Below are 21417 nucleotides of genomic sequence, written 5' to 3'. Positions count from 1 at the left end.
ATCGCACAGAACTGCGTCCGCGACGTGAACTCCCGCCACGCCCGCGTCAAACCCTCCACCTCAATCGGATCACCCAAACTCGTACCGGTGCCATGCGCCTCCACCAGACCGATCCCGTCCGGACCCACCCCGGCGTCCCGCAACGCCGCCACGATCACCTCCCGCTGCGCGGCACTGCTCGGCACCGTCAACCCACTCGTGCGACCACCGTGGTTCACCGCCGTTCCCCGGATCACCCCACGGATCCGATCCCCGTCCCGCACCGCGTCGACCAGGGGCTTGACCACCACCGTGACCACACCCTCACCCGGCACGAACCCGTCCGCCGACGCGTCGAACGCCCGCGACGCACCCGTCGGGGAGAGGGCGCGCAGGTTGGGGCTGGGGTTGTAGTGCTGGGGGGACATCGCGAGGTGTACGCCGGCGACGATGGCCTGGTCGCACTCGCCGCTACGGATGCTGCGCACCGCCGTGTGCAACGCCACCAACGACGACGAACACAACGTGTCGATCGTCATGCTCGGACCCGACAGATCCAGGAAATAACTCACCCGATTGGCCAGGATCGCGTTGTGGTTGCCGAGGCCGGCGGCGGTCTGCACGACGTCGCCGACGACCATGTCGCGGTAGTGCTGGTAGCTGGCGCCGACGAACACGCCCGTCGGCCGCTCGGAGGCGCGGCCGGAGAGCCCGGCGTCCTCGAGGGCCCGCCAGGCGGACTGGATGAGGTGGCGCTGCTGGGGGTCGATCCACTGTGCCTCGGCGGGCGAGATCCGGAAGAACGCCGCGTCGAAGCCGGTCAGCTCGTCGACGAAGCCCGCGCGGCGCAGGTAGACGGTGCCGGGCTCGGCGTCCTCGGAGTAGTAGTCGTCGATGTCCCAGCGGGACTTGGGCACCTCGCGCAGGCAGTCCTCGCCCCTGGTGACGACCTCCCACAGCTCGTCCGGGCTGCCGGCGTTCGGGAAGACCCCGTCGAAGCCGATGATCGCCATGTCGTGCCGGTCCGTGGGCCCCTCCGTCGCCGCGACCGCCGGTGCGACGGGGGCCGCGGCGACGGAGGGCGCAGCCGCGACGGGAGGGGCCGGCGCGGCCGCCGGGATGGGCGAGGGTGCCGGTGATTCGACGACCGGGGCGTCGACCGGGACAGTGGGGGGCGCGGCCTCGGCGCCCGGCACGGCGGTGACCCCGTACGTGTCGCGCAGCTCGGTGACGAGGTTCTCCACCGTCCCCACCTCGAGCAGCAGCGTCACCGGGATGTCGACGCCGAGCCGAGCGCGGATGTCCTGGGCCAGGGAGACGGCGAGCATCGAGTCGAGGCCCTGGGCCTCCAGCGGGCGGTCCAGTTCGAGGGACTCGACGTCGGTCTCCAGCCCCTCGGCGATCCACCTGGCCAGCGCCGGCCCGAGGGAGGCGGAGGCGGCGGAGCCGTTGGCGCGGTGGTGGCCGCTCGGCACAGCGGGGTGCGCGGGCGCGGCCGGGGCGCGGCCGTTGCCGGCGGCGGTCGTCGCGGTGGCGGCGCCGTCGTGCCGGGCCCGGTCCTGCGCGCCGGCGGAGCCGGGCTGACCGGGCGGCGGGGCCGGGGAGATCCGCCGCCAGGTGATGCCCTCGGCGGTCAGCACGGGCCGGTCGCCGTCGAGCACGACCAGGCTGGCGGTGAGCAGCCCCGCGTCGGGCGCGCTGCCGCGGTCGCGGCGCGCGTAGACGCGCACGGCCGCCGGCAGCGGGGCGTGCACGGTCAGCCGCGCGATGGTGAACGGCACGTACAGGCCCTGGGCCCCGCAGGCGGCGAGGGCCACCTGGAAGGCGCCGTCGAGCAGCCGGGCGTCGACCGCTCCGGCGGGGTCGCGGTCGGCGCGCAGGGTGCCGAGCGCCTGACCGTACGCGGTGGACAGCGACCGTACGCAGCGGAAGCCGGGGCCGTAGCGCAGGCCGTTGCGGTCGAAGTCGCGGTACATCTCGTCGAGGCCGACCGGGGTGAACCCGACGGCGCTCGCCGGTGGCGTGAGCGCCGGGTCGGCGGGCGTCGGCTCGGTCAGCTCCAGGTCGGCCACGACGCCGGAGGTGTCGTCGCGGAAGGTGATCCGGTCGCCGGTGCGCTCGGCGGTGAGCGTGGCCGGGGGCTGCACGGTCGCCCGGAAGGTGAGGTCGCGCAGGGCGTACGCGGCGCGGCCGACGACCTCGGCGACCTTGCCGGGGTAGCCGGAGCCGGGCAGGGTGGGGTTGCCGAGGACGACGTGTTCGGCGGCCTCGGGGTGCTCGCCCCACGTCCAGCCGTGCGTACGCGGCGGGGCCGTCGGGCCCGCCGTGAGCTGCGCGGGCGCGGGTTCGAGCCAGAGGTGCTTCTCCTCGTGCGGCGCGGTGGGGAAGCGCACGGGGGCGCGTTCCCCGGTCGGCAGGGTGTCGCCGGCGACGAACCGACGGGCCGCCGCATCGAGGGCGTCGCGGTCGGTGCCCAGCGGTGCGATGGTGCCGCCCGCCGCCGCCGGGTCGACGACGCCGACGTGGAGGTTGCGGGTGCCCTCGGCGCGGGCGAGGAACAGCATGAGCTTGTCGTCGAGCTGCTCGACGGTGTCGACGACGCAGGCGAGCCGGTGGGTCGCCGCGGGGCGCTGCCGGCTGGCCACGCAGAGCCAGGCCAGCGGCGGGCAGTACGGCGAGCGCAGCAGCAGGACCAGCCGACCGGCGAGGGTCCGCAGCCCGTCGGCGGAGTCCGCCGACAGGGTGAGCAGGCCGGGGCCGGCGTCGGCGGGGGCCGGGGCGGGCTGCGGCGCCGCCGCCAGCACGGCGTGGGCGTTGACGCCGCCGAAGCCGAAGCTGCTGACCCCGGCGACCCGGGGGCCCGTCCAGGGCACGAGCCGGTCGGGGACGAACAGCGGCGAGTCCTCGAAGCGGAACCCGCGGTTGGGGAAGGTGAGGTTGGCCGAGGGCGGGATGCGCTCGGCCTGCAACGCCAGGATCGTCTTGATCAGACCGGCGATGCCGGCCGCCGGTTCGAGGTGGCCGATGTTCGTCTTCACCGACCCGACGGCCACGGTGGCGCGGCCGGACCCGCCGAGGGCGGCGCGCAGCGCCTCCAGCTCGATGAGGTCGCCGAGCTGGGTGCCGGTTCCGTGCGCCTCGACGTAGCCGACGCCGTCGGCGTCGACGCCGGCCCGCCGCATGGCGGTGCGGATGACCGCCTCCTGGGCGGTGCTGCTCGGCGCGGTGAGGAACCCGGCGGCGCCGGTGTGGTTGACGGCGGCGCCCCGCACGACGGCGAGGATCGGGTCGCCGTCGCGCTGGGCGTCGGCGAGCCGCTTGAGGACGAGCACGCCGGCGCCCTCGCCGCGGACGTAGCCGTCGGCGTCGTCGTCGAAGGTGCGGCAGACCCCGTTCGGGGAGAGCATGCCGTTGCGCAGGAAGGACCGGGTCTTGGTCGGGGTGAGCACCAGGTTGGCCGCGCCGACGACGGCGGCGTCGATCTCGCCGGTACGCAGGTACATGGCGGCCTGGTGCAGGGCGACCAGCGATGACGAGCAGGCCGTGTCGACGGCGAAGCTCGGCCCGGTCCAGTTGAAGGCGTGCGACAGCCGGTTGGCGACCATGGACACGGCGGTGCCGGTGGCCACGTGCGGGTCGCCGTGGCCGATGCTGCCGGCCACCAGCTCGGGGAAGTCGCTGGCGATCGTGCCGACGAAGACGCCGGTGGCGGTGCCGAGGGAGGCGGCGTCGTGGCCGCAGCTCTCCAGCGCCTCGTCGGTGACGCTGAGCAGGATGCGCTGCAGCGGGTCCAGTCGCCGGGCTTCCCGGTCCGTGAGGTGGAAGCGGGCGGCGTCGAAGTACTCGACGCGGTCGACCCAGCCGGTGGGCACCTCGTCGGCGTCGGTCCACAGGTGCGCCCAGCCCCGGTGTCCGGGCGGCGCGTCGCCGACGCTGGTGACGCCGCCGGCGAGGTTGGCCCAGAACTCGTCGGGGGTGGCCGCGCCGGGGAACCGGCAGGCCATGCCGATGACGGCGAGGGCGTCGCCGTGGTCGGCGGGGGCGTCGGCGGCCCCGGCCGTGCCTTCGCCGTGGCGGGCGCGGACCGTGCCGTGATCGGCGCGGGCTCCGGCCTGGTCGGTACGGGTGTCGCCGTCGGCCGGGGCGGCCGGGGGCGCGGCCGGCGTCCGGGGGCGCGGCGGCTCCGGCCGGTCGGCGGCCGGGGTGACGGCGGTGCTCGCCGGCTGCTCCGCCGGGTCGGTCGCGGCCTCGGCGGCGACGACGGCCTCCGCGGCGGCGACGACGGCCTGCTCGGGGGTCTTGCCGGCGCCGCTGCGCACGGTGCCGGCGCCGGTGCGGGGCCGGTCGGCGGGGGCGGCGCCGGGCTGGAGCAGTTCGGCGAGTCGCTGCGGGGTGCCGGTGGCGAAGATGGCCGGCGGGGTCACCTCGACGCCGAACTCCTCGGTGAGGGCCGCCGCCGCGATCGTGACGTTGGCCGAGTCGCCGCCGAGGTCGAAGAAGTTGTCCGTGGCCAGGAAGACGTCGTGGCCGAGGACGGCGGCGAAGATCCGGGCGATGCGCTGCGCCGGCGGCTCGGTCGACTCGGTCGTCGGCTGCTCGACGGCGGCGACGGAGGGCACGCCGGTGCGGATGATCGTGTCCCGGGACGGCTCGGGCAGCCGCGATCGGGCGATCTTGCCGTTGTCGGTCAGCGGCATGGCGTCGAGGCGCACGTAGGCGTCGGGCACCATGTACTCCGGCAGGCGCTGCCCGACGAACTCGTCCAGGTCGGCCTTGACGAGGGTGCGGTCGGCGACCAGGTACGCGGTGAGCCGCGGCTCGCCGCGCCCCTCGAACGGGACGGCGATCACGGCGGCGGCGGTGACGCCGTCGTAGCCGCCGAGGACGCGTTCGATCTCGGCCGGCTCGATCCGGTTGCCCCGGACCTTCACCTGGGAGTCGGCGCGGCCCAGCCACTCGATCGTGCCGTCGGTGTGCAGCCGCACGGTGTCGCCGGTGCGGTAGAGGCGCAGGCCGGTGGCCGGGTGGGTGAGGAAGACCTCGGCGGTCCGGTCGGGGCGGTTGGCGTAGCCCCGGGCCAGGCCGACGCCGGAGAGGTAGAGTTCGCCGGTGCCACCGGGGGCGACCGAGTTCAGTTCGGCGTCGAGGACGTGCAGGTCGAGGTTGGGCAGCGGCTCGCCGAGCGGCAGGTACGACCCGACGGCGTCGACCCGGTGGGCGGACGCCCAGATCGTCGCCTCGGTGGGACCGTACAGGTTCCACAGGGCGCGGGAGGTGGCGTGCAGCCGCTCGGCGACGGCCGGCGCGAGGGCCTCGCCGCCGGACAGGACGGTGAGCCCCGCCCCCGGGGTCCAGCCGGTCTCCAGCAGCAGCCGCCACATGCTGGGGGTCGCCTGGGCGACGGTGACCTCGCCGATGAGCTCGGCCAGGCGGTGCGGGTCGCGGGCCACCGCCCGCGACGCCAGCGCGACCGTGCCGCCGACGGTCAGCGGCAGCAGCAGCTCCAGCAGGGAGATGTCGAAGGCGACGGTGGTGTGCGCGAGCATCACGTCGGCCGGGGAGGAGCCGAGTCGCTCCCCGATGCCGGTGAGGAAGTTCGCCAGCGCGGCGTGCCCGATCTCCACGCCCTTCGGCTCGCCGGTGGAGCCGCTGGTGAACAGCACGTAGGCGAGGTCCGCCCCGGTGACGGTGGGCGGCACGGCGAGCGCGGAGGCGTCCGGGCCGGGGATCGGCAGGACGGTGCCGACGGTCTCGCCGAAGGCGTGGCTGGGCGCGTCGGCCAGGATCAGGTCGCAGCGGGCGACCTCCACGTAGCGGCGCAGCCGCTCCACCGGGTAGTTGGGGTCCAGCGGCAGGAACGCGGCCCCGGCGCGCAGGATGCCCAGCATCGCGGGGACGAGGTCGGGGCCGCGCTCGGTGAGCAGGCCGACGACGCTGCCGGCCTCGACGCCCTGGTCGTACAGGTGGGCGGCGACGGCGTCGGCCCAGGCGTCCAGGGTGGTGTAGTCGATGCTGCGGTCGCCGGCACGTACGGCGACGGCGTGCGGCCGGGCCGCCACGGTGGCCGCGACCAGGTCGAGCACGGTGGGGCCGGTCGGCGTCGGCTCCGCCACGGCGGCGACGGGGGCGGCGGCGTCGGACCCGGAGCTGCCGGACGCCACGTCGTCGACCGCCGCGCTGTCGGACGCGGTGCTGCCGGACGCGGCGGCCGGTTCGGGGGCCGGCGGCACCGGCGTGGCGGCGCGCGGCGTGGCCGGACTGGCGGCGCCGGGGAGCATCGCGCCGAGGGCGATGTCCTCCACCCGCTCGGCGAAGTCGAGGGCGTCGTCGGCGGTCATCGCGGTCTCGCGGACGAACACGATCGGCGGCCCGTCGTGCAGGCAGAGCAGGGCGATCTCGGTGTCCGGGTCGGTGGCGGCCTCCTCGTCGGGGTCGCGCTCCAGCACCATCACGCGGGTGAAGGTCGGGGTGTCGGAGCCGGGCGGGCGGTACGCCAGCCCGAGACGGACCTCCAGGTCGGTGGCGTACCCGTGGCGGGCGGCCGCCTCGTCGAGCCGGTCGGCGAGGGCCTCGGCGGCGGCGGCGTCGAACCGGACCGGCACGCGCGCGGCGGCGAGCCCGCAGGTCGCCTCGGCCAGCGCACGGGCCGACGACGGCGACCAGGCGAAGTCGAAGGTGGGCGCCTCCATGCGCTCGGCGAGCACGGCGAGGAACGCGCGGACGACGCTGACGGTCTCGGCCCGGGTGCGGGGCAGGTAGGCCAGCTCGTAGCGGCCGTAGTGCGCGGCGGCGGCGGAGAAGTCGTCGGCGGGCAGCGGCGCGGGACGCAGGTCGGCCAGGCGGGCCTTCCACCAGGGCTCGTGCCGGCGCAGCGGGGCCTGCGCCCCGGCGATCGCGGCGAGCCGCTCGGGCGGCGCGGCGGGCAGCGGCCGGCCGGGGGCGATGCCGAGGCGCTGGGCGGCGGCCCGCGCGGACAGCGCGCTGCCGTCGACGGCGACGAAGTCGCTCAGCAGCAGGTCGGCGTCGGGGGCGGACAGCGTCAGGGCCGAGTCGGTGACGGCCGTGGCGACGGTCTCGGGCAGCGGGTCCTCGCGGGGGATGCGGCGGACCTGGCGGGTGAAGACCGCGCCCTGGGCGGTGACGAGGGTCGGCACGCCGAGCGGGTTGGGGAAGGTGCCGTAGTCGAGGGCCTTGGAGATGCGTTCGGCCTCGGCGGCCGTGGTGCCGGCGTGGATGAGGCCGCCGTCGGCGATGCGGTCGGACTGGAGGTAGAAGCGGCGTTCCCGGCCGCTGGTGTCGACGGGTTCGGGCAGCGTCCCCGCCGCGACGTGCGGGACCAGGTCGGCGAAGAGGGCGATGCCGACCTCGGCCGTCTCGTAGGTCAGCGACAGCGCGGTGGAGTGGGTCCGGATGGGGAACCACCGTTCGAGCAGGACGGCGCCCGCGTCGACGCGTTCGGTCATCCGGTGCCAGGTCGCGGCGTGCCGGGACGCGCCTTCGTAGAGCGCCCAGGCGGCGACGTTGCTGCCGCCGTAGCGGGGCAGCGGGCCGTCGTGGAAGTTGACGGCGGCCACCCGGGGCAGCTCCAGCACGGCGCCGGGCAGGATGCGGAAGTTGACGATGCTGAACAGGTAGTCGACGGGGGTGTCGGTGAGGGCGGCGACGAGGTCGGCGCGCGGGTCGAGCACGGGCACGCCGTGCTCGGCCGCCCAGGCGGTGGCGGCCGGGTCGTCGGTGAAGACGCCCTCGACGCGTACGCCGGCCGCGACGAGCTGGTCGGCGCAGCGGGCGAGGACCCGGGTGCCACCGATGACGAAGCAGTTGACCACGGCGGTCATCCCTCGTTCTCGACGGAGTCAGCGGTCTCCCGGGCCACCCAGGCGTCGATCTGGGAGACGACCTCCTCGTCGAGGGAAAGCTGGCCGGGCGACCACAGCGGGTTGGACAGGCCGCGGTGGGTGCGCTCGCACAGCTCCCAGTCCTCGTAGTTGGCCTTGTCCCAGAGGGCGAAGACGGCCTCGTGCGAGAAGTCGCTCTTGGCCGTCTCGGAGGGGTGGAACAGCCAGAAGTGCCGGACGATGCAGGTGCTGGGGCTCTCGGGCCAGACCCACTGCATCATCACGTAGTCGGCGGTGAAGCCGAAGAGCAGGTTCGGCAGGATGGTGATCCAGTTGATCTTCTTGAGGTCGGCCTCGGGGACCAGCGGCATGGGCGAGCGCTGGCTGCGCCCGGTCATGGAGACCGAGTTGTAGCTGTCCCGGATGACCTGCCAGGCGCCGACGATGTCGCCCTTGAGCTCGTACGTGCCCGCGTCGTCGAAGTCGGTGATGCGGTGCAGGTCCTTGTGGGCCGTCGGGAAGTGCAGGCTCTCGTTGACGTTGTGCGCCACGAGCTTCCAGTTGGAGGCGACCGGGTAGTCCTTGGCCTGGACGCACTTGAGGTCGGCCAGCTCGTAGACCCGGGCGAACTCGCCGAACTCGCCGAGGGAGGCGTCGAGGTCGGGGGCGTCGTCGGAGAAGGTGATGAAGACGACGCCGTACCGGACCTCGGTGCGCACCGGCAGCAGGCCGTTCTTCTCCTTGTCGAAGAAGTGGTCGAAGTAGGTGCCGTTGAGGCTCTTCAGCTTGCCGTTGCGGTCGTAGACCCAGCAGTGGTAGATGCAGACGAGGCTCTGCCGCTTGCCGGCGGCCTCCTCCACGAGCCGGTAGCCGCGGTGGCGGCAGTAGTTGTGGTACGCCTGGATGCCGTCGTCGCCGTTGATGATCAGCACCGAGCCGGTGCCGATGGTCAGGGTGACATAGGACCCCTTCTCGGGGAACCGGGAGACGTGGTCCACCGGCAGCCACCGGCGGCCGTAGATGCGTTCCATCTCCCGGCGGTACTGCTCCTCGCCGGTGTAGAACGCGTGGGACCGGCCACGGCCGCCGGTGTCGTAGTAGGCCCGCTGGTCGTCCTGTTGGCCGATGAGGTCGAACATGCTGGACGCGCGCGTCATCTGCTTGACTCCTCGAGGATGAAGTGCACCGAACGAGGGGCGGAGGGCCGCGGCCCTCCCCCGTCGTGCCGCGCTCGCCCGGCGCGGCCTCACTCAGGTCAGGACGGTTCGTAGATGCGCTTGTGCTGGGGCACGCCGGCGTCGTCGTAGAGCCGGTCCAGGTTGTCCGGCGCGAAGATCTCGTAGCCCTCCACCCCGCCGGCGATGATGCCGAGCATCTTGGTGGTCCACTGCTGGCTGGTGCTGATCGCGCCCAGCACGGTCTCCAGGTAGGGGGTGAGGGTGAGTTCGGCGACGCTCGTCGTGTAGTCGTAGACGGGGGCGGTCTCCTCGTCGCGCACCTTCACGTAGTCGGCGAGGGCGTCGTCCATGGTCCGCGCCCCCGACAGTCCCTCGTGGATGCGGTCGGCGAGCAGCTCGCCGTGCAGGAAGGCGTCGGTCATGCCCCAACCGGTGATCGGGTCCTTGTGGTATCCGGCGTCGCCGACGAGCGCCCAGCCCGGCCCGTGCGACTGGCGGTAGTAGTTGTCCGGGTAGCGCATCGGCCGCAGCGGCTCCTCGCGCCGGCCCTGGTCGCGCAGCTGCTGGGCCATCTCCGGCTCGACGTCGTCGAGGACCGCCAGGAAGCGGGCCTCGGGGTCCTGGCGGAACTCCTTGAGCTGCCGCCGGGTGCAGATGACGGCGACCATGTTGAGGTCGTCGTTGGTCGGCCAGGTGCCGTACCACTGCTCGTGGAAGCCGGTCTTGTGGTGCAGGCCCCAGTCGAGCCCGCTGTAGTAGGAGTAGTAGGTGAACCCGGCGGCGGGTCGCACGTTGTACAGCTCCGCGCCGACCTTCCTGGCCACGGTGGAGTGGAAGCCGTCGGCGCCCACGACGACGCTGGCCCGGAACTCCCGGTCCGGCCCGTCGCCCTCGCGTCCGCGGATGCCGACCACCCGGCCGTCGGCGAAGACCAGGTCGGACACGGTGAACTGCTCCAGGACCTCGACGCCGGCGCGGCGGGCGGCGTTGACCAGGATCTCGTCGAGCACGACGCGCCGGGGGCAGTAGACCGCGTCGATCCCGTCGATGGGATCGGCGAAGCCCACCAGGGGGATGCCGTGGTTGGCGTAGTTCATCTTGCGGATGGCCGGCGTCTTCGCGTCGATCACCTCGTCGAGCAGACCCCATGCCTGGAGGCGGGCCAGCCCGGACTGGTGGATGTAGTGGGTCGACACCGCGTCGCTCGGAAAGGAGGAGCGGTCGACCATCAGAACCCGGTGGCCACGCCTGGCCAATAGCATTGCGACCGGCGAACCAGCGCAGCGTGCACCGACAACGATTACATCGAACATGGGGCTTGCTCCGATCAGTCGTCAGCCCGAGATAAAGCAACCGTCCAATGCGGGTGTGGGATGGCCAAGAGGCTAGTTACGGCGTTCCATTCGGTCAATGGATAGGCAGCGCACCCGGTTGCCACAGGCACCTATCGGAACGGCCTCCGACGCGGCAAGCCCCTGCATGTTGACCATGAACCCCGACAAATACCCGAACGAAGTGTGACGTGTATCACATGCGCAGAGTTTCCTGAGAGCAAGCTGGGAATGCGGCTGACCAGCGGCAATCACTATCAGTAATACGTAACGGCACCGGAAACCGCAGCGCTGAGCCGGTCCACACCTCGGCTGATCCCGACGGAAGGGATCCTTGCCGGCGAAGCCCGCAGGCGGGCGGATCAGCCCCATAAGGCGGCGAACGAGCAAAGACGGGGGCCAGGCCAGCCGTTCCCACCGAACGCTACATTCCGGTCATCACCCCTCTGAGCTGCGACGACATGGCGGCGATGCGGCTAGTTTGGTTGATCGACGACAATTAACCGACGCGACGCCCGCCGGTCACCCGGAATCAGTTCGGTTGCCTTTGGCGATTTCTGCACCGACATGTGATTGCCTCGGAGAACATTTGCCCTGGATAACCACAGGGCGTCGGTGCGGGCCGTTCCGCCTCGGCCCGCCCGGCCCGTCCGCACCCCCGCGCCGCAGTTGCCTCAGCCGCGCCGCCGAGCCGGCGGACCGAGGAATCGAAGAACGGAATCAGGGCGGAATCGCAATTCGGCGGGCCGAACGCGCAATGGGAGGAAACACGCCGGCGACATTTGCCGCCCGTTGGCAGATCCGACGCGCGCCCGAATGAGTCGTTTCCGCCGCGCCGCCGCGAGAACGGCGGAGGGGGCGTCGCCCCGGACGCGACGACGCGCGCGCTGAACGGGACCGGGCACCGGTGGACGATTGCCCGCAGAACAGTTCTCGGCGATCACCGAATCACATTCGCCGACCGGTGGACGGATAGGCGCGGCCAGCAGGCCCACGAGAACGCGCGGACGAATCGCCCTCACCCGCCGGGCGGCGACGGCGCGCGCCCCCGGGGGAGGACTCCGCCGCGCAGCCGGGCGACGCCGGGCGCGGACCCCGGCGCCCCGGCGAACCGCCGCCTCAGCAGCCGCGATCCCCATGTCACTCCCGAGTGACACCGTCCGATCCCCGGCCTCGGGCGACCGCCACCGGCGCCCGGGGACGTGGCGGCCACCCGGCACCGCAATGCGCCGCGCGAATCCCACGGACGACAATTCCGCGGGACGACCTCCCGGCATCCGACGCGGCCCGGCACCCCGTTGCTGGCACGACCCTTCGCCGACCTCGCACGCCGCGCCACCGGGAAGACGGCCGGCAGCCTTCCACAGCTCACACACAGGATTGCAACGCGCGCGCAACACATCGAGGCATGACAATGAGACCACGGTCACGTTCCACCTGGCGGACTCCGCGCGGGGTGCCAAGAATCGGGCCGACCCGATGTGCTCCCGCGATCAGCGGCGGCTGAGCAGAGAGGTGACCCGCATCCGTTCGCTGTGGATCCACACGTCGGAATACTCGATCGCGCGACCGTCGTCGAGGTAGGTGATCTGCTCCAGGTAGAGCAGGGGGAAGTGCTCCGGCACGCCGAGGGCCTCGGCGATCCGCCCGGTGGCGGCGGTCGCGGTGAACGTCCGCCGGCCGGTGGTGATCTTCAGCCCGTAGTCGTTCTCCAGCAGGCCGAACAGGGACCGGTCGGCCAGGTCCGCCCGTTCCAGGCCGGGGGCCAGGTCGGTGCGGACGTAGTTGACCAGCCAGGCCACCGGCCCGCTGGCGGCGCAGCGCAGCCGCTCCAGCCGCAGCACGGACTGCCCGGGGTTCAGGTCGAGCAGCGTGGCCAGCGGCGGCGGGGCCGCCATCACCCGCTGGGTCACCACCTGGGTGGTGTACGAGACGCCCTGCCGGGCGAAGTCCTCGGACAGCGTGGTCAGCTTCTGCGCGATCGACGGCTCGATGGCGGTGGAGGTGACGAAGGTGCCCCTCCCCCGGACCTGCACGAGCAGGCCGTCGCGGATCAGCGTGGACAGGGCCCGGCGCAGGGTGCCCCGGGAGATGCCCAGGTCGGCGGCGAGCTCGGGCTCGCTGCGCAGCCGGTAGTGCGGCGGCCACTCGCCCGCCAGGATCCGGGCCCGGATCTGCTCCGACACCTGGGCGTGCAGGGGCGCCGGAGCGTCGCGGTCGAGCCGCTCGGTCGCCTCGTGCGGGCTGGACTGGTCGGACATGGTGCCTTCCCGTGGGGGCCGTCGCCCCTCGACGTGGTGGCCGGTGCCGCCACCGCCGTCGAGGGGCGACGGACGGTCAGTAGCTCGTGGTGCGCTCGTTGACTTCGTCGGTGACGATAGCCACCCCGGCGCTGGTGCCCAGCAGCACCGCCCCCGCCCGCAGCAGGGACACGGCCTGCGCGAAGGACTTGATGCCGCCCGAGGCCTTGACCCGTACCCCCTGCGGGGCGCGGTCGACCAGCCAGGCGATGCTGTCGGGGTTGGCGATCTCCACCGCGCCGCTGCTGGCGTTCTTCAGGAACGCGGCGCCGGCCTCGATGGACAGCTCGACGGCGGCCTCCCGCTCGGCCGGGGTGAGCAGCGGCAGCTCCAGCATGACCTTGATCGGCACGCCGGCCGCCCGGACGACGCCGGCGATGTCGTCGCGGAACGCGTCGTACCGGCCGCTCTTGAGCCAGCCGATCTGCACGCCGATGTCGATCTGCGTGGCACCGGCCCGGACCAGGCTCTCCGCCTCGGCGGCCTTGCCGGCGCTGGTGGTCACGCCGACGGTGGGAAAGTCGAGGGCCGAGGCGACGCCGGCGTCGGTGCCGCGCAGCACCTCGGCCACCTCGGCGACCCAGGAGCCGGGCACCATGGCGGCGTCGAAGCCGTACCGGAGGGTCTCCTCGGCGTGCGCGACCATCCGGTCGCGGGTGACGCCGACGTCGATCAGCGTGTGTTGGATGTAGGGCGCCAGCGCCGCCGGGGTGATCTCGGCGTCGGGCAGGATGGCTGTGCTCACGTTCTTCTCCAAGTCGGTGCGTCGTGGTGCGGGCGGATGCCGGGCTACATGCGGTCCCGGTAGTAGTCGGGGACGACGACGCCGGGCTCGTCGAACCAGCGCGGCACGTCCACGCCGCAGACCAGCCCGACGTTGCCCCACGGGTTGAACGCGCCCGTGCGGACGATCGCCTTGGCCTGGTGGGCCAGTTCGCCGAGCATCTCGGCGTGCGGGCGGGTGGTCAGCGGCGCGCCGGGGAAGCGCTGCCCCAGCCAGTCCGCGAGGGGACGGTTGTGGGTGGTCACGTCCTCGGCCACGACGACGCCCTCGACGATGATCTCGTCGGCGACGAGGTCGAGCACGGTGGTGAGCCCGGGCAGGTCCTCGGCGACGGCGAGGTCGATGCGGTGCGCCGTGCGGGGGATCGGGAACCCGGCGTCGACCACGAGCAGGAGGTCGGTGTGGCCGAGGGTGGCGAGCACCCCGGACAGCTCGGCGTGCAGCAGGCCCGTGCGTTTCATGCGTTCTCCTTCATGGTGTGCGCGCCGGTGGCCAGCGCCATGACCTTCTCCTCGGTGGCCTGCTCCGCCGGGAGCACGCCGACCAGCCGCCCGGCGGCCATGACGGCGATCCGGTCGCTGACGGTCAGCAGCTCGGGCAGGTCCGAGGAGGAGACGACGATCGACACGCCGTCGGAGGTCAGGCGGCGGAACAGCCGGTAGATCTCCGCCTTGGCGCCGACGTCGACGCCGCGGGTGGGTTCGTCGAGCAGCATCAGCCGGGGCTCGATGGACAGCCAGCGGGCGAGCAGGGCCTTCTGCTGGTTGCCGCCGGAGAGCTGGGTGATGCCCTGCGCGGTGCCGGACGTCTTCACCGTCAGCTCGCGGGCCCGGGTGTCGGCGTCGCGGCGCAGCGCCCCGCGCCGCAGCAGGCCGAGGCGCTGCCGGCGGCCGAGCGTCAGGACGTTGACGTTGTCGGCGACGCTCATCGTCGGCAGGATGCCCTGCTGCCGGCGTTCCCCGGGCAGGTAGGCGACGCGGGCGCGGATCGCGTCGCGGGGCGTACGCGCGGCGAACGGCTCGCCGTCGAGCCGCAGCTCGCCGCCGTGGACCGGGTCGGCGCCGAAGACGCCACGCAGCAGCTCGACGCGGCCGCTGTCGGGCAGGCCGGCCACGCCGAGCACCTCGCCGGGCGCGACGTCGAGGTCGACGCCGGTGAAACCGGCCCCGGTCACGGCCCGCATCCGCAGCCGTGGGGTGGCCGTCGCCGCGGGGGCGACGGTGTCGTGGCGGGCGAACTCGGCGGCCAGCTCGCGGCCGACCATCGCCGAGACCACCTCGTCGGGGCTGACCCGGGCGGTGGGCCAGTCGGCGACGTGCCGGCCGTCGCGCAGCACGTGGATGTGCTGGGACAGCGCGAAGACCTCGGGCATCCGGTGCGAGACGTAGAGCAGGGTGACGCCGTCGGCCTGCAGGGAGCGGATCACCTCGAACAGCCGGTCCGACTCGGCCGGGGACAGGATCGACGTCGGCTCGTCGAGGATGACGACCCGCGCCTCGCGGGCCAGGGACCGGGCGACCACCACCAGTTGCTGCGCGGCGGCGTCGAGGTGGCGGACGGTGCGCCGGGGGTCGACCCGCAGGCCGAGCCGGTCCAGCAGCTCGGCCGCGCGCTCGTCCATCCGCCGCCGGTGCGGGAAGGGCCGAGATCCCGGCTCGGCGCCGAGCATGATGTTCTCGGCGACCGTGCGGTCCTGGGCCAGGGCGAGCTCCTGCGGGACCAGCGCGACGCGGTGGCGGCTGAGCAGGGTGGCCGGGTCGAAGCGGCGTACCTCCTCGCCGGCCACCCGGACCGTACCGGTGGTGGGCGTGTCCAGCCCGGCCAGGATCTTCATGAGTGTCGACTTGCCGGCGCCGTTCTCCCCCATCACGGCGGTGAGGCTGCCGGCGGGGACGCTCAGGGTGACGTCCTGCAGGGCGCGGACGACGCCGAAGTGCCTCGACAGGCCGGTCACCTCGACGGCGGCCGTCGGCGGTGCGGCGATCGTGGCCGGGCTGGTCATCGGTCAGCCCTCCACCGGCACGTCGTCGACGGTGGCGGGGGTGACGACGAGGACGCCCGTGTCGACGCCGGCGATCGGGGTGCCGTTCTTGAGGAACTCGGCCAGCAGCTTGACCGCCTGGTAGCCCTGCTCGGCCGGAGCCTGGCTGATGGTCAGGTCGACCACGCCGGCCTTGAGGTACTCGACGGTCTGCGGCTGCACGTCGAAGCCCACCGAGTGGATCTTGCCGACGTTGCCGGACTGCTGGAGCCACTTGGCGCCGGCCGTGAAGCTGCAGCAGTCGAGCGAGACCAGGGCGATCGCGTCCTTCTGCGCGGCCATCGTCGACTCGATGGTGTTGTACGCGGCGCTGGGCTCGTTGCCGGTGTTCACCGGGCCGACGATCTGCAGGCCGGAGTCCTTGACCCCCTCCTGGAAGCCGGAGAACCGGTCGTTGGACCAGCCGGCGCCGGAGTCGACCGAGGCGACGACGACCTTGCCGGTCCTGCCCTTGAGCACGCCCAGCAGCTCCTTGGCCAGGGACCGGCCGGAGGCGACGAGGTCCTGGCCGACGAAGCCCATCTGCTTGGACTCGGGGTTGTTGGTGTTGAACGAGATGATCGGGATGCCGGCGTCGTACGCCTGGGCGATGACCGGCTTGAGGGCGTCGTTGCTGGCCGAGGAGACCGCGAGGCCGTGGATCTGCTTCTGGTTGATCAGGGTCTGCAGCTCGGCGACCTGGTCGGCGGGGTTGCCGCCGGACGGGCCGATCATCTGCGCGTCGACGCCGAATTCCTTGGCGCCGCGCTCCATGCCCTGCCGGATCGGGACGGCGAAGGCCAGCGACGGGTCGTGGTAGCTGAGCTTGATCTTGAGGGGTTCGCCCTTCTCGACGGCTTCCTTGATGTAGTCGGCGAGCGTGAACCCGCCGCCGTTCTCGGCGGAGGCGGTGCTGGCCGGGGTGACCGCGCCGCAGGCGGAGTTCGCCAGCAGCGCCAGGCCGAGGGTCGCGACGACCGCGACCCGGCGCCGGAGGGACAGCTTCATCGGGGTGGCTCCTTGGGTGTGGGGGGAAAGGAGGGAAGGCGCGGGCCGGGGACGGTCACCGACGCCCGGAGCGTCTGCGCAGCCAGGTGTCGGCGGCGACGGCGAGGATGATCACCGCGCCGGTCGCCACGGTCTGCCAGAACGAGGAGATGCCGCGCAGGTTGAGGATGTTCTGCAGGACGCCGATGAACGCGACGCCGATGACGGTGCCGAGCATGGTGCCGGACCCGCCGAACAGGGCCGCCCCGCCGATGATCACGGCGGAGATCGCGGTCAGCTCCATGCCGGTGCCGGTGACGCCCTGCACGTAGGACAGGAACGACAGGCCGAGCACGCCGGCCAGGCCGGCGAGCGTCCCGGACAGGGTGAAAGCGGCGACCTTCACCCGGCCGGTGTCGATGCCGCACAGCCGGGCGGCCTCGGCGCTGCCGCCCACGGCGTAGGTGTTGAAGCCGTAGCGGGAGCGGGACAGCACGATCGTGCCGACGACGGCGACGAGCGCGAACAGCACGAGCTGCATCGGCACGACGCCGAACAGCTTGCCCTGGCCGAGCAGGTTGAACTCGGCCACGGCGGGGTCCTTGGCCGACAGCGAGATCGGCGCGCCCCCGCTGAGCAGCAGCGTCACGCCCCGGTAGACGCTCAGCGTGCCGAGCGTGACGATGAACGACGGGATGCCGAAGCCGACCGTCATCAGCCCGTTGAGCAGGCCCGCGGCCGCGCCGGCGGCGATCCCGCCGAGGGCGGCCAGCGGCCAGGCGACGTCGGAGGTCATGAGCAGCCCGCAGACGACGGCGCCGAGGCCGTAGATCGAGCCCACCGAGAGGTCGATCTCGGCGTTGATGATCACGAACGTGACGCCGACGGCCATGATGCCGATCTGGGCGATCTGCTGGCCGACGGTGAGGAAGTTGCCCGTCCCCACGAAGCCCGGGGCGATCAGGGTGCCCAGGGCGAACAGCACGACGAGGGCGAGGAAGGTGCTGGCCTCCCGGGCGTGCAGGAAGCGGCGCAGCGGGGAACGGGCGGGCGGGGCGGCGGCGGGCTTCGCCACCGGGGGCGCCACGGGGGTGGTGGTCTGGGCCATCGGTCTCATCTCCTCAGCAGGGCCGCGACGTCGTCCGGGTAGGGCAGGGCGGGAATCACCTCGGCGACGCCGACGGCGTGCGCGCCGGCCGCGGCGGCGAAGCGCACCGCGTCGGTGAGGGCGTCGCCACGGGCCAGGGCCACGGCGAGCGCGCCGGTGAAGGCGTCGCCCGCGCCGGTGGTGTCGACGACGCGGGCGACGGCGACCGGGTCGACACGGGTGCGCCGCCCGTCGTGGTCGACGAGGGCGCCGTCGGCGCCGAGGGTGAGCACGATCGTCCCGGCGTACCGGGTGCGCAGCAGGTCCACCAGTTCGTCGCCGGTGGCCGGATCCGCGGGGGCGCGACCGGTGAGCACCCGGGCCTCGCTGGCGTTGGGCGTGACCACGTCGATCCAGGCCCACGCCTCGTCGGGCAGCGCGACGGCGGGGGCGGGGTTGAGCAGCGTGCGCACGCCGCGCTCGTGGGCGGTGCGCAGCGCGGCGAGGGCCACCGGCAGCGGGATCTCCAGGGAGACCACGACCAGGTCCGCCTCGGCGATGCGGTCGGCGAAGCCCGCCACGTCGGCGGGGGTCAGCTCGTCGAGCGCGCCGGGGGCGATGGCGATGCGGTTCTCGCCGTCGGCGTCGACGAGGATGACGCCGACCATGGTCGCGGACGCGGTGGTGGTGCGCACGCCCGCCGCGTCCACCCCCTCCCGCGCCCAGAGCTCCCGGGCGGCGGCGCCGAACTGGTCGGCGCCGACGGCGGTCAGCAGGCTGACCCGCGCGCCGAGCCGGGCGGCGGCGACGGCCTGGTTCGAGCCCTTGCCGCCGTGGCCCGAGGCGAAGCTGCCGCCGGAGAGGGTCTCCCCGGCCACCGGCACCCGGGGCACCCGCATGGTCAGCCCGGCGCCGTAGCTGCCGATCACTGCTATCTTCATCCCGACCCCATGTTCATGGACAACCATGTACAACTCAGGGGACCGTAAGGATCGCCGAAGGGCGGTGTCAAGGGCTGCGCCGACATTTCGCCGCAACATTCCCGCAACCTGGAAACGCGCCGACCAGCGCCGAAAGGAGGCTTAGGCCTCCTTTGCGAAGATGATCCCCGTGGCCTTCGTACCACATGGGGCTTTTGTTCCCGGCGGCGTCGCCGGGCCGCCACGCCGCGGCCGACCGCGCGGGCGAGCCCGGGATCCGACCCGCCGGCCATAGGGCCACGCTATGAACCGTTCGGTATATATCGATGTTCGCGGATTGACCTTAGGCTCCCCACAACCGCTCGGACCGGCCCTACGGGTTCAGGAAGCCCTGGGCCGGCCAGAACAAGGGAGGACCGGGAGATGACACTCCCCCGCACGAGCCCCCGCCGGTTGGCCGCCTTCGGCGTCCTCACCACCGCCGCGCTGGCCGCCGCCACGATCGGTGCGCCGGCCAGCGCGGCACCCGCCACCGGCGAGATCCTGTCCGCCGGCAGCGCCACGGCGGTCAAGGACAGCTACATCGTGGTGCTGAAGGACAGCGCCGTCGGTGGCCGGGCCGGTACCCGGGCCGCCGCCGTCGCGAACTCGGCCGGCACCCTCGCCGGCCGGTACGGCGCCACCGTCGGCCACGTGTACGGCGAGGCGCTCAACGGCTTCGAGGTCCGGCTGTCGGAGCGGGCCGCCAAGCGGCTGGCCGCCGACCCGGCCGTGGCGTACGTCGAGCAGAACCAGACCGTGACGGCCACCACGACCCAGACCAACCCGCCGTGGGGCCTGGACCGGATCGACCAGGCCGCCCTCCCGCTGTCGGGCACCTACAGCTACGTCAGCACCGGCTCGGGCGTCACCGCGTACATCATCGACACCGGCATCCGGACCACCCACAGCCAGTTCGGCGGGCGGGCCGTCGACGGCTACGACGCGGTCGACAACGCCCTGCCGGCCGCCGACTGCAACGGCCACGGCACGCACGTCGCCGGCACCGTCGGCGGGTCGACCTACGGCGTGGCCAAGAGCGTCCGGCTGGTGGCCGTGCGGGTGCTCAACTGCGCCGGCAGCGGCACCACCGCGGGCGTCATCGCCGGCATCAACTGGGTGACCTCCAACCACCAGGCCGGCCAGCCGGCGGTGGCGAACATGAGCCTCGGCGGCGGCCTCAACACCTCCCTGAACACCGCCGTGGCCAACTCGATCGCCGACGGCGTCACCTACGCGGTGGCCGCCGGCAACTCCAACGCCAACGCCTGCAACACCTCCCCGGCCGCCGTGCCCACGGCCCTCACCGTCGGCGCGACCCAGAGCGACGGCGCCCGCGCGTCGTACTCGAACTACGGGTCCTGCCTGGACATCTTCGCGCCGGGCTCGGCCGTGCTGTCCGCCTGGTACACCAGCGACACGGCCACCAACACCATCAGCGGAACCTCGATGGCCTCGCCGCACGTGGCCGGCGGCGCCGCCCGCGTGCTGCAGAACAACCCGTCGTGGACCCCGGCGCAGGTGGCGTCGTACCTGACCTCCACCGCCAGCACCGGCACGGTGGGCAGCCCCGGCAGCGGCTCGCCGAACCGCCTGCTCTACCTCGCCCCCACCAGCTGACCGGACGACCAGCCGCCGGCCCCGGGGTGACCACCCCGGGGCCGGCGCGTCGGAGGAAAGGACCGGACATGATCGTTCCTGGCACCCGACGCCGGCGGTCGCTGGCGGCCACCCTCGGCGTCGCCCTCGCGCTCGGCGCGGGCCCGGCCGCCGCGTCGCCGGCCGCCGCGGCCACCGGACCCATCCGGCACGCCGGCGGCGCGACCGCCGTGCCCGACAGCTACCTCGTGCTGCTGGACGACCGGGCCACCGCCGGGTCGGCCGCCGCGGTCGCCGCCACCGCCGACCGCCTCGCCGGCAGGTTCGGCGGCGTACGCGGCCACGTCTACCACGCCGCCGTACGCGGCTTCGAGATCCGCCTGCCCGAGCGGGCCGCCCGACGCCTCGCCGCCGACCCGGCCGTGGCGTACGTCGAGCAGAACCACGTGACGGCGCTGGCGGCGGGCGTCCAGCTCAACCCGCCGTCGTGGGGGCTGGACCGCATCGACCAGCGCAATCTCCCGCTCGACGGCCGGTACGCCTACCCGAACACCGCGCCGAACGTGCACGCCTACGTCCTGGACACCGGCATCCGCGCCAGCCACGTCGACTTCGGCGGCTCGGTCACCGGAGGGTACGACGCGGTCGACGGGGCCCTGCCGGCCGACGACTGCAACGGCCACGGCACCCACCTCGCCGGCACCGTCGGCGGCCAGTTGCACGGCGTGGCCAAGGACGCCCGGCTGGTGCCGGTGCGGGTGCTCAACTGCACCGGCAGCGGCACCTGGGCCCAGGTCATCGCCGGCATCGACTGGGTCACCCGGTACGCGGTGAAGCCCGCCGTGGCCACCATGGGCCTCGGCGGCAGCGCCAGCAGCACCGTCGACGCCGCGCTGACGGCCTCCATCAACTCCGGCGTCACGTACGCGGTGCCCTCGGGCAGCTCGTCCAGCGACGCCTGCAACTTCTCGCCCGCGCGGGTGCCCACGGCGCTCACGGTCTCCGGCACCCTGGCCACCGACGCGAAGATGGGCTCGGCCAACTACGGCACCTGCGTGGACATCTTCGCCCCCGGCGGCAGCATCACCTCGACCTGGCACACCAGCGACACCGCCACCAACACGGTCAGCGGCAGCCCGATGGCCGCCGCGCACGTCGCCGGCTGCGCCGCCCTCGTGTTGTCCGACCATCCCACCTGGACCCCGGCGCAGGTGGCGGCGCACCTCGCCGCCACCGCCACCGTCGGTGTCGTCGGCAGCCCGGGCGTCGGCTCGCCGAACCGGATGCTCTACTGCGGCCCCTGACACTCCGGTGACCGCCCCGCCGCGGCCCGCCGGGCGGGCCGCGGCGGGTGG

11 protein-coding genes and 1 pseudogene are annotated in these 21417 nt (G+C 73.4%); 2 read left to right on the top strand and 10 right to left on the bottom strand.

Features of this window, described 5'->3' with window-relative positions; translation table 11 throughout:
- From GA0070558_RS09665 to GA0070558_RS09620, 10 genes and pseudogenes are all read right to left on the bottom strand, one after another.
- Positions 1-7817: amino acid adenylation domain-containing protein (locus GA0070558_RS09665; RefSeq protein ID WP_141722184.1), on the bottom strand; the 7817-nt coding region annotated here is incomplete at its 3' end.
- Positions 7814-8974: an aromatic ring-hydroxylating oxygenase subunit alpha gene (locus GA0070558_RS09660; RefSeq protein WP_218106974.1), complete on the bottom strand. Its 1161-nt coding sequence runs from the start codon at positions 8972-8974 to the stop codon at positions 7814-7816. The genes GA0070558_RS09665 and GA0070558_RS09660, both read right to left, overlap by 4 nt.
- A gap of 98 nt (positions 8975-9072) precedes the next feature.
- A complete protein-coding gene (locus GA0070558_RS09655) occupies positions 9073-10308 on the bottom strand; it encodes an NAD(P)/FAD-dependent oxidoreductase (protein ID WP_091277802.1) in 1236 nt (411 codons plus the stop codon).
- Positions 10309-11819: 1511 nt separating this feature from the next.
- Positions 11820-12587 carry a GntR family transcriptional regulator gene (locus GA0070558_RS09650; RefSeq protein WP_043963493.1) on the bottom strand — a complete coding sequence of 256 codons (768 nt, stop codon included), beginning with the start codon at positions 12585-12587 and terminating at the stop codon, positions 11820-11822.
- 76 nt (positions 12588-12663) lie between these two features.
- Positions 12664-13371 carry a deoxyribose-phosphate aldolase gene (gene deoC / locus GA0070558_RS09645; RefSeq protein ID WP_091277852.1) on the bottom strand — a complete coding sequence of 236 codons (708 nt, stop codon included), beginning with the start codon at positions 13369-13371 and terminating at the stop codon, positions 12664-12666.
- Between the two features lie 44 nt (positions 13372-13415).
- Complete coding sequence (gene rbsD, locus GA0070558_RS09640) at positions 13416-13871, bottom strand: D-ribose pyranase (protein WP_043963491.1); 456 nt, start codon at positions 13869-13871, stop codon at positions 13416-13418.
- Positions 13868-15412, bottom strand: coding sequence for a sugar ABC transporter ATP-binding protein (locus GA0070558_RS09635; RefSeq protein ID WP_198956573.1), 1545 nt, complete (start codon positions 15410-15412; stop codon positions 13868-13870). The genes rbsD and GA0070558_RS09635 overlap by 4 nt, the downstream gene beginning before the upstream one ends.
- A gap of 3 nt (positions 15413-15415) precedes the next feature.
- Positions 15416-16438, bottom strand: coding sequence for a substrate-binding domain-containing protein (locus tag GA0070558_RS09630; protein ID WP_091277800.1), 1023 nt, complete (start codon positions 16436-16438; stop codon positions 15416-15418).
- Positions 16439-16547: 109 nt separating this feature from the next.
- Positions 16548-17525: pseudogene (locus GA0070558_RS09625) on the bottom strand (ABC transporter permease); the annotation flags it as partial.
- Between the two features lie 5 nt (positions 17526-17530).
- Complete coding sequence (locus GA0070558_RS09620) at positions 17531-18445, bottom strand: ribokinase (protein WP_091277796.1); 915 nt, start codon at positions 18443-18445, stop codon at positions 17531-17533.
- A 402-nt stretch (positions 18446-18847) separates the two neighbouring features.
- Between GA0070558_RS09620 and GA0070558_RS09615 the strand changes: the two genes are divergently transcribed.
- On the top strand, positions 18848-20083 hold the full coding sequence (locus tag GA0070558_RS09615; protein WP_091277795.1) for a S8 family peptidase: 1236 nt from the start codon (positions 18848-18850) through the stop codon (positions 20081-20083).
- Positions 20084-20151: 68 nt separating this feature from the next.
- Positions 20152-21366 carry a S8 family peptidase gene (locus GA0070558_RS09610; RefSeq protein WP_091277793.1) on the top strand — a complete coding sequence of 405 codons (1215 nt, stop codon included), beginning with the start codon at positions 20152-20154 and terminating at the stop codon, positions 21364-21366.
- Positions 21367-21417: the final 51 nt, after the last annotated feature.

This window comes from Micromonospora haikouensis, from assembly GCF_900091595.1.
Lineage (GTDB): Bacteria > Actinomycetota > Actinomycetes > Mycobacteriales > Micromonosporaceae > Micromonospora > Micromonospora haikouensis.
The sequence above is the reverse complement of the archived record's forward strand: the minus strand, read 5'-3'. Positions and strand labels throughout refer to the sequence as shown.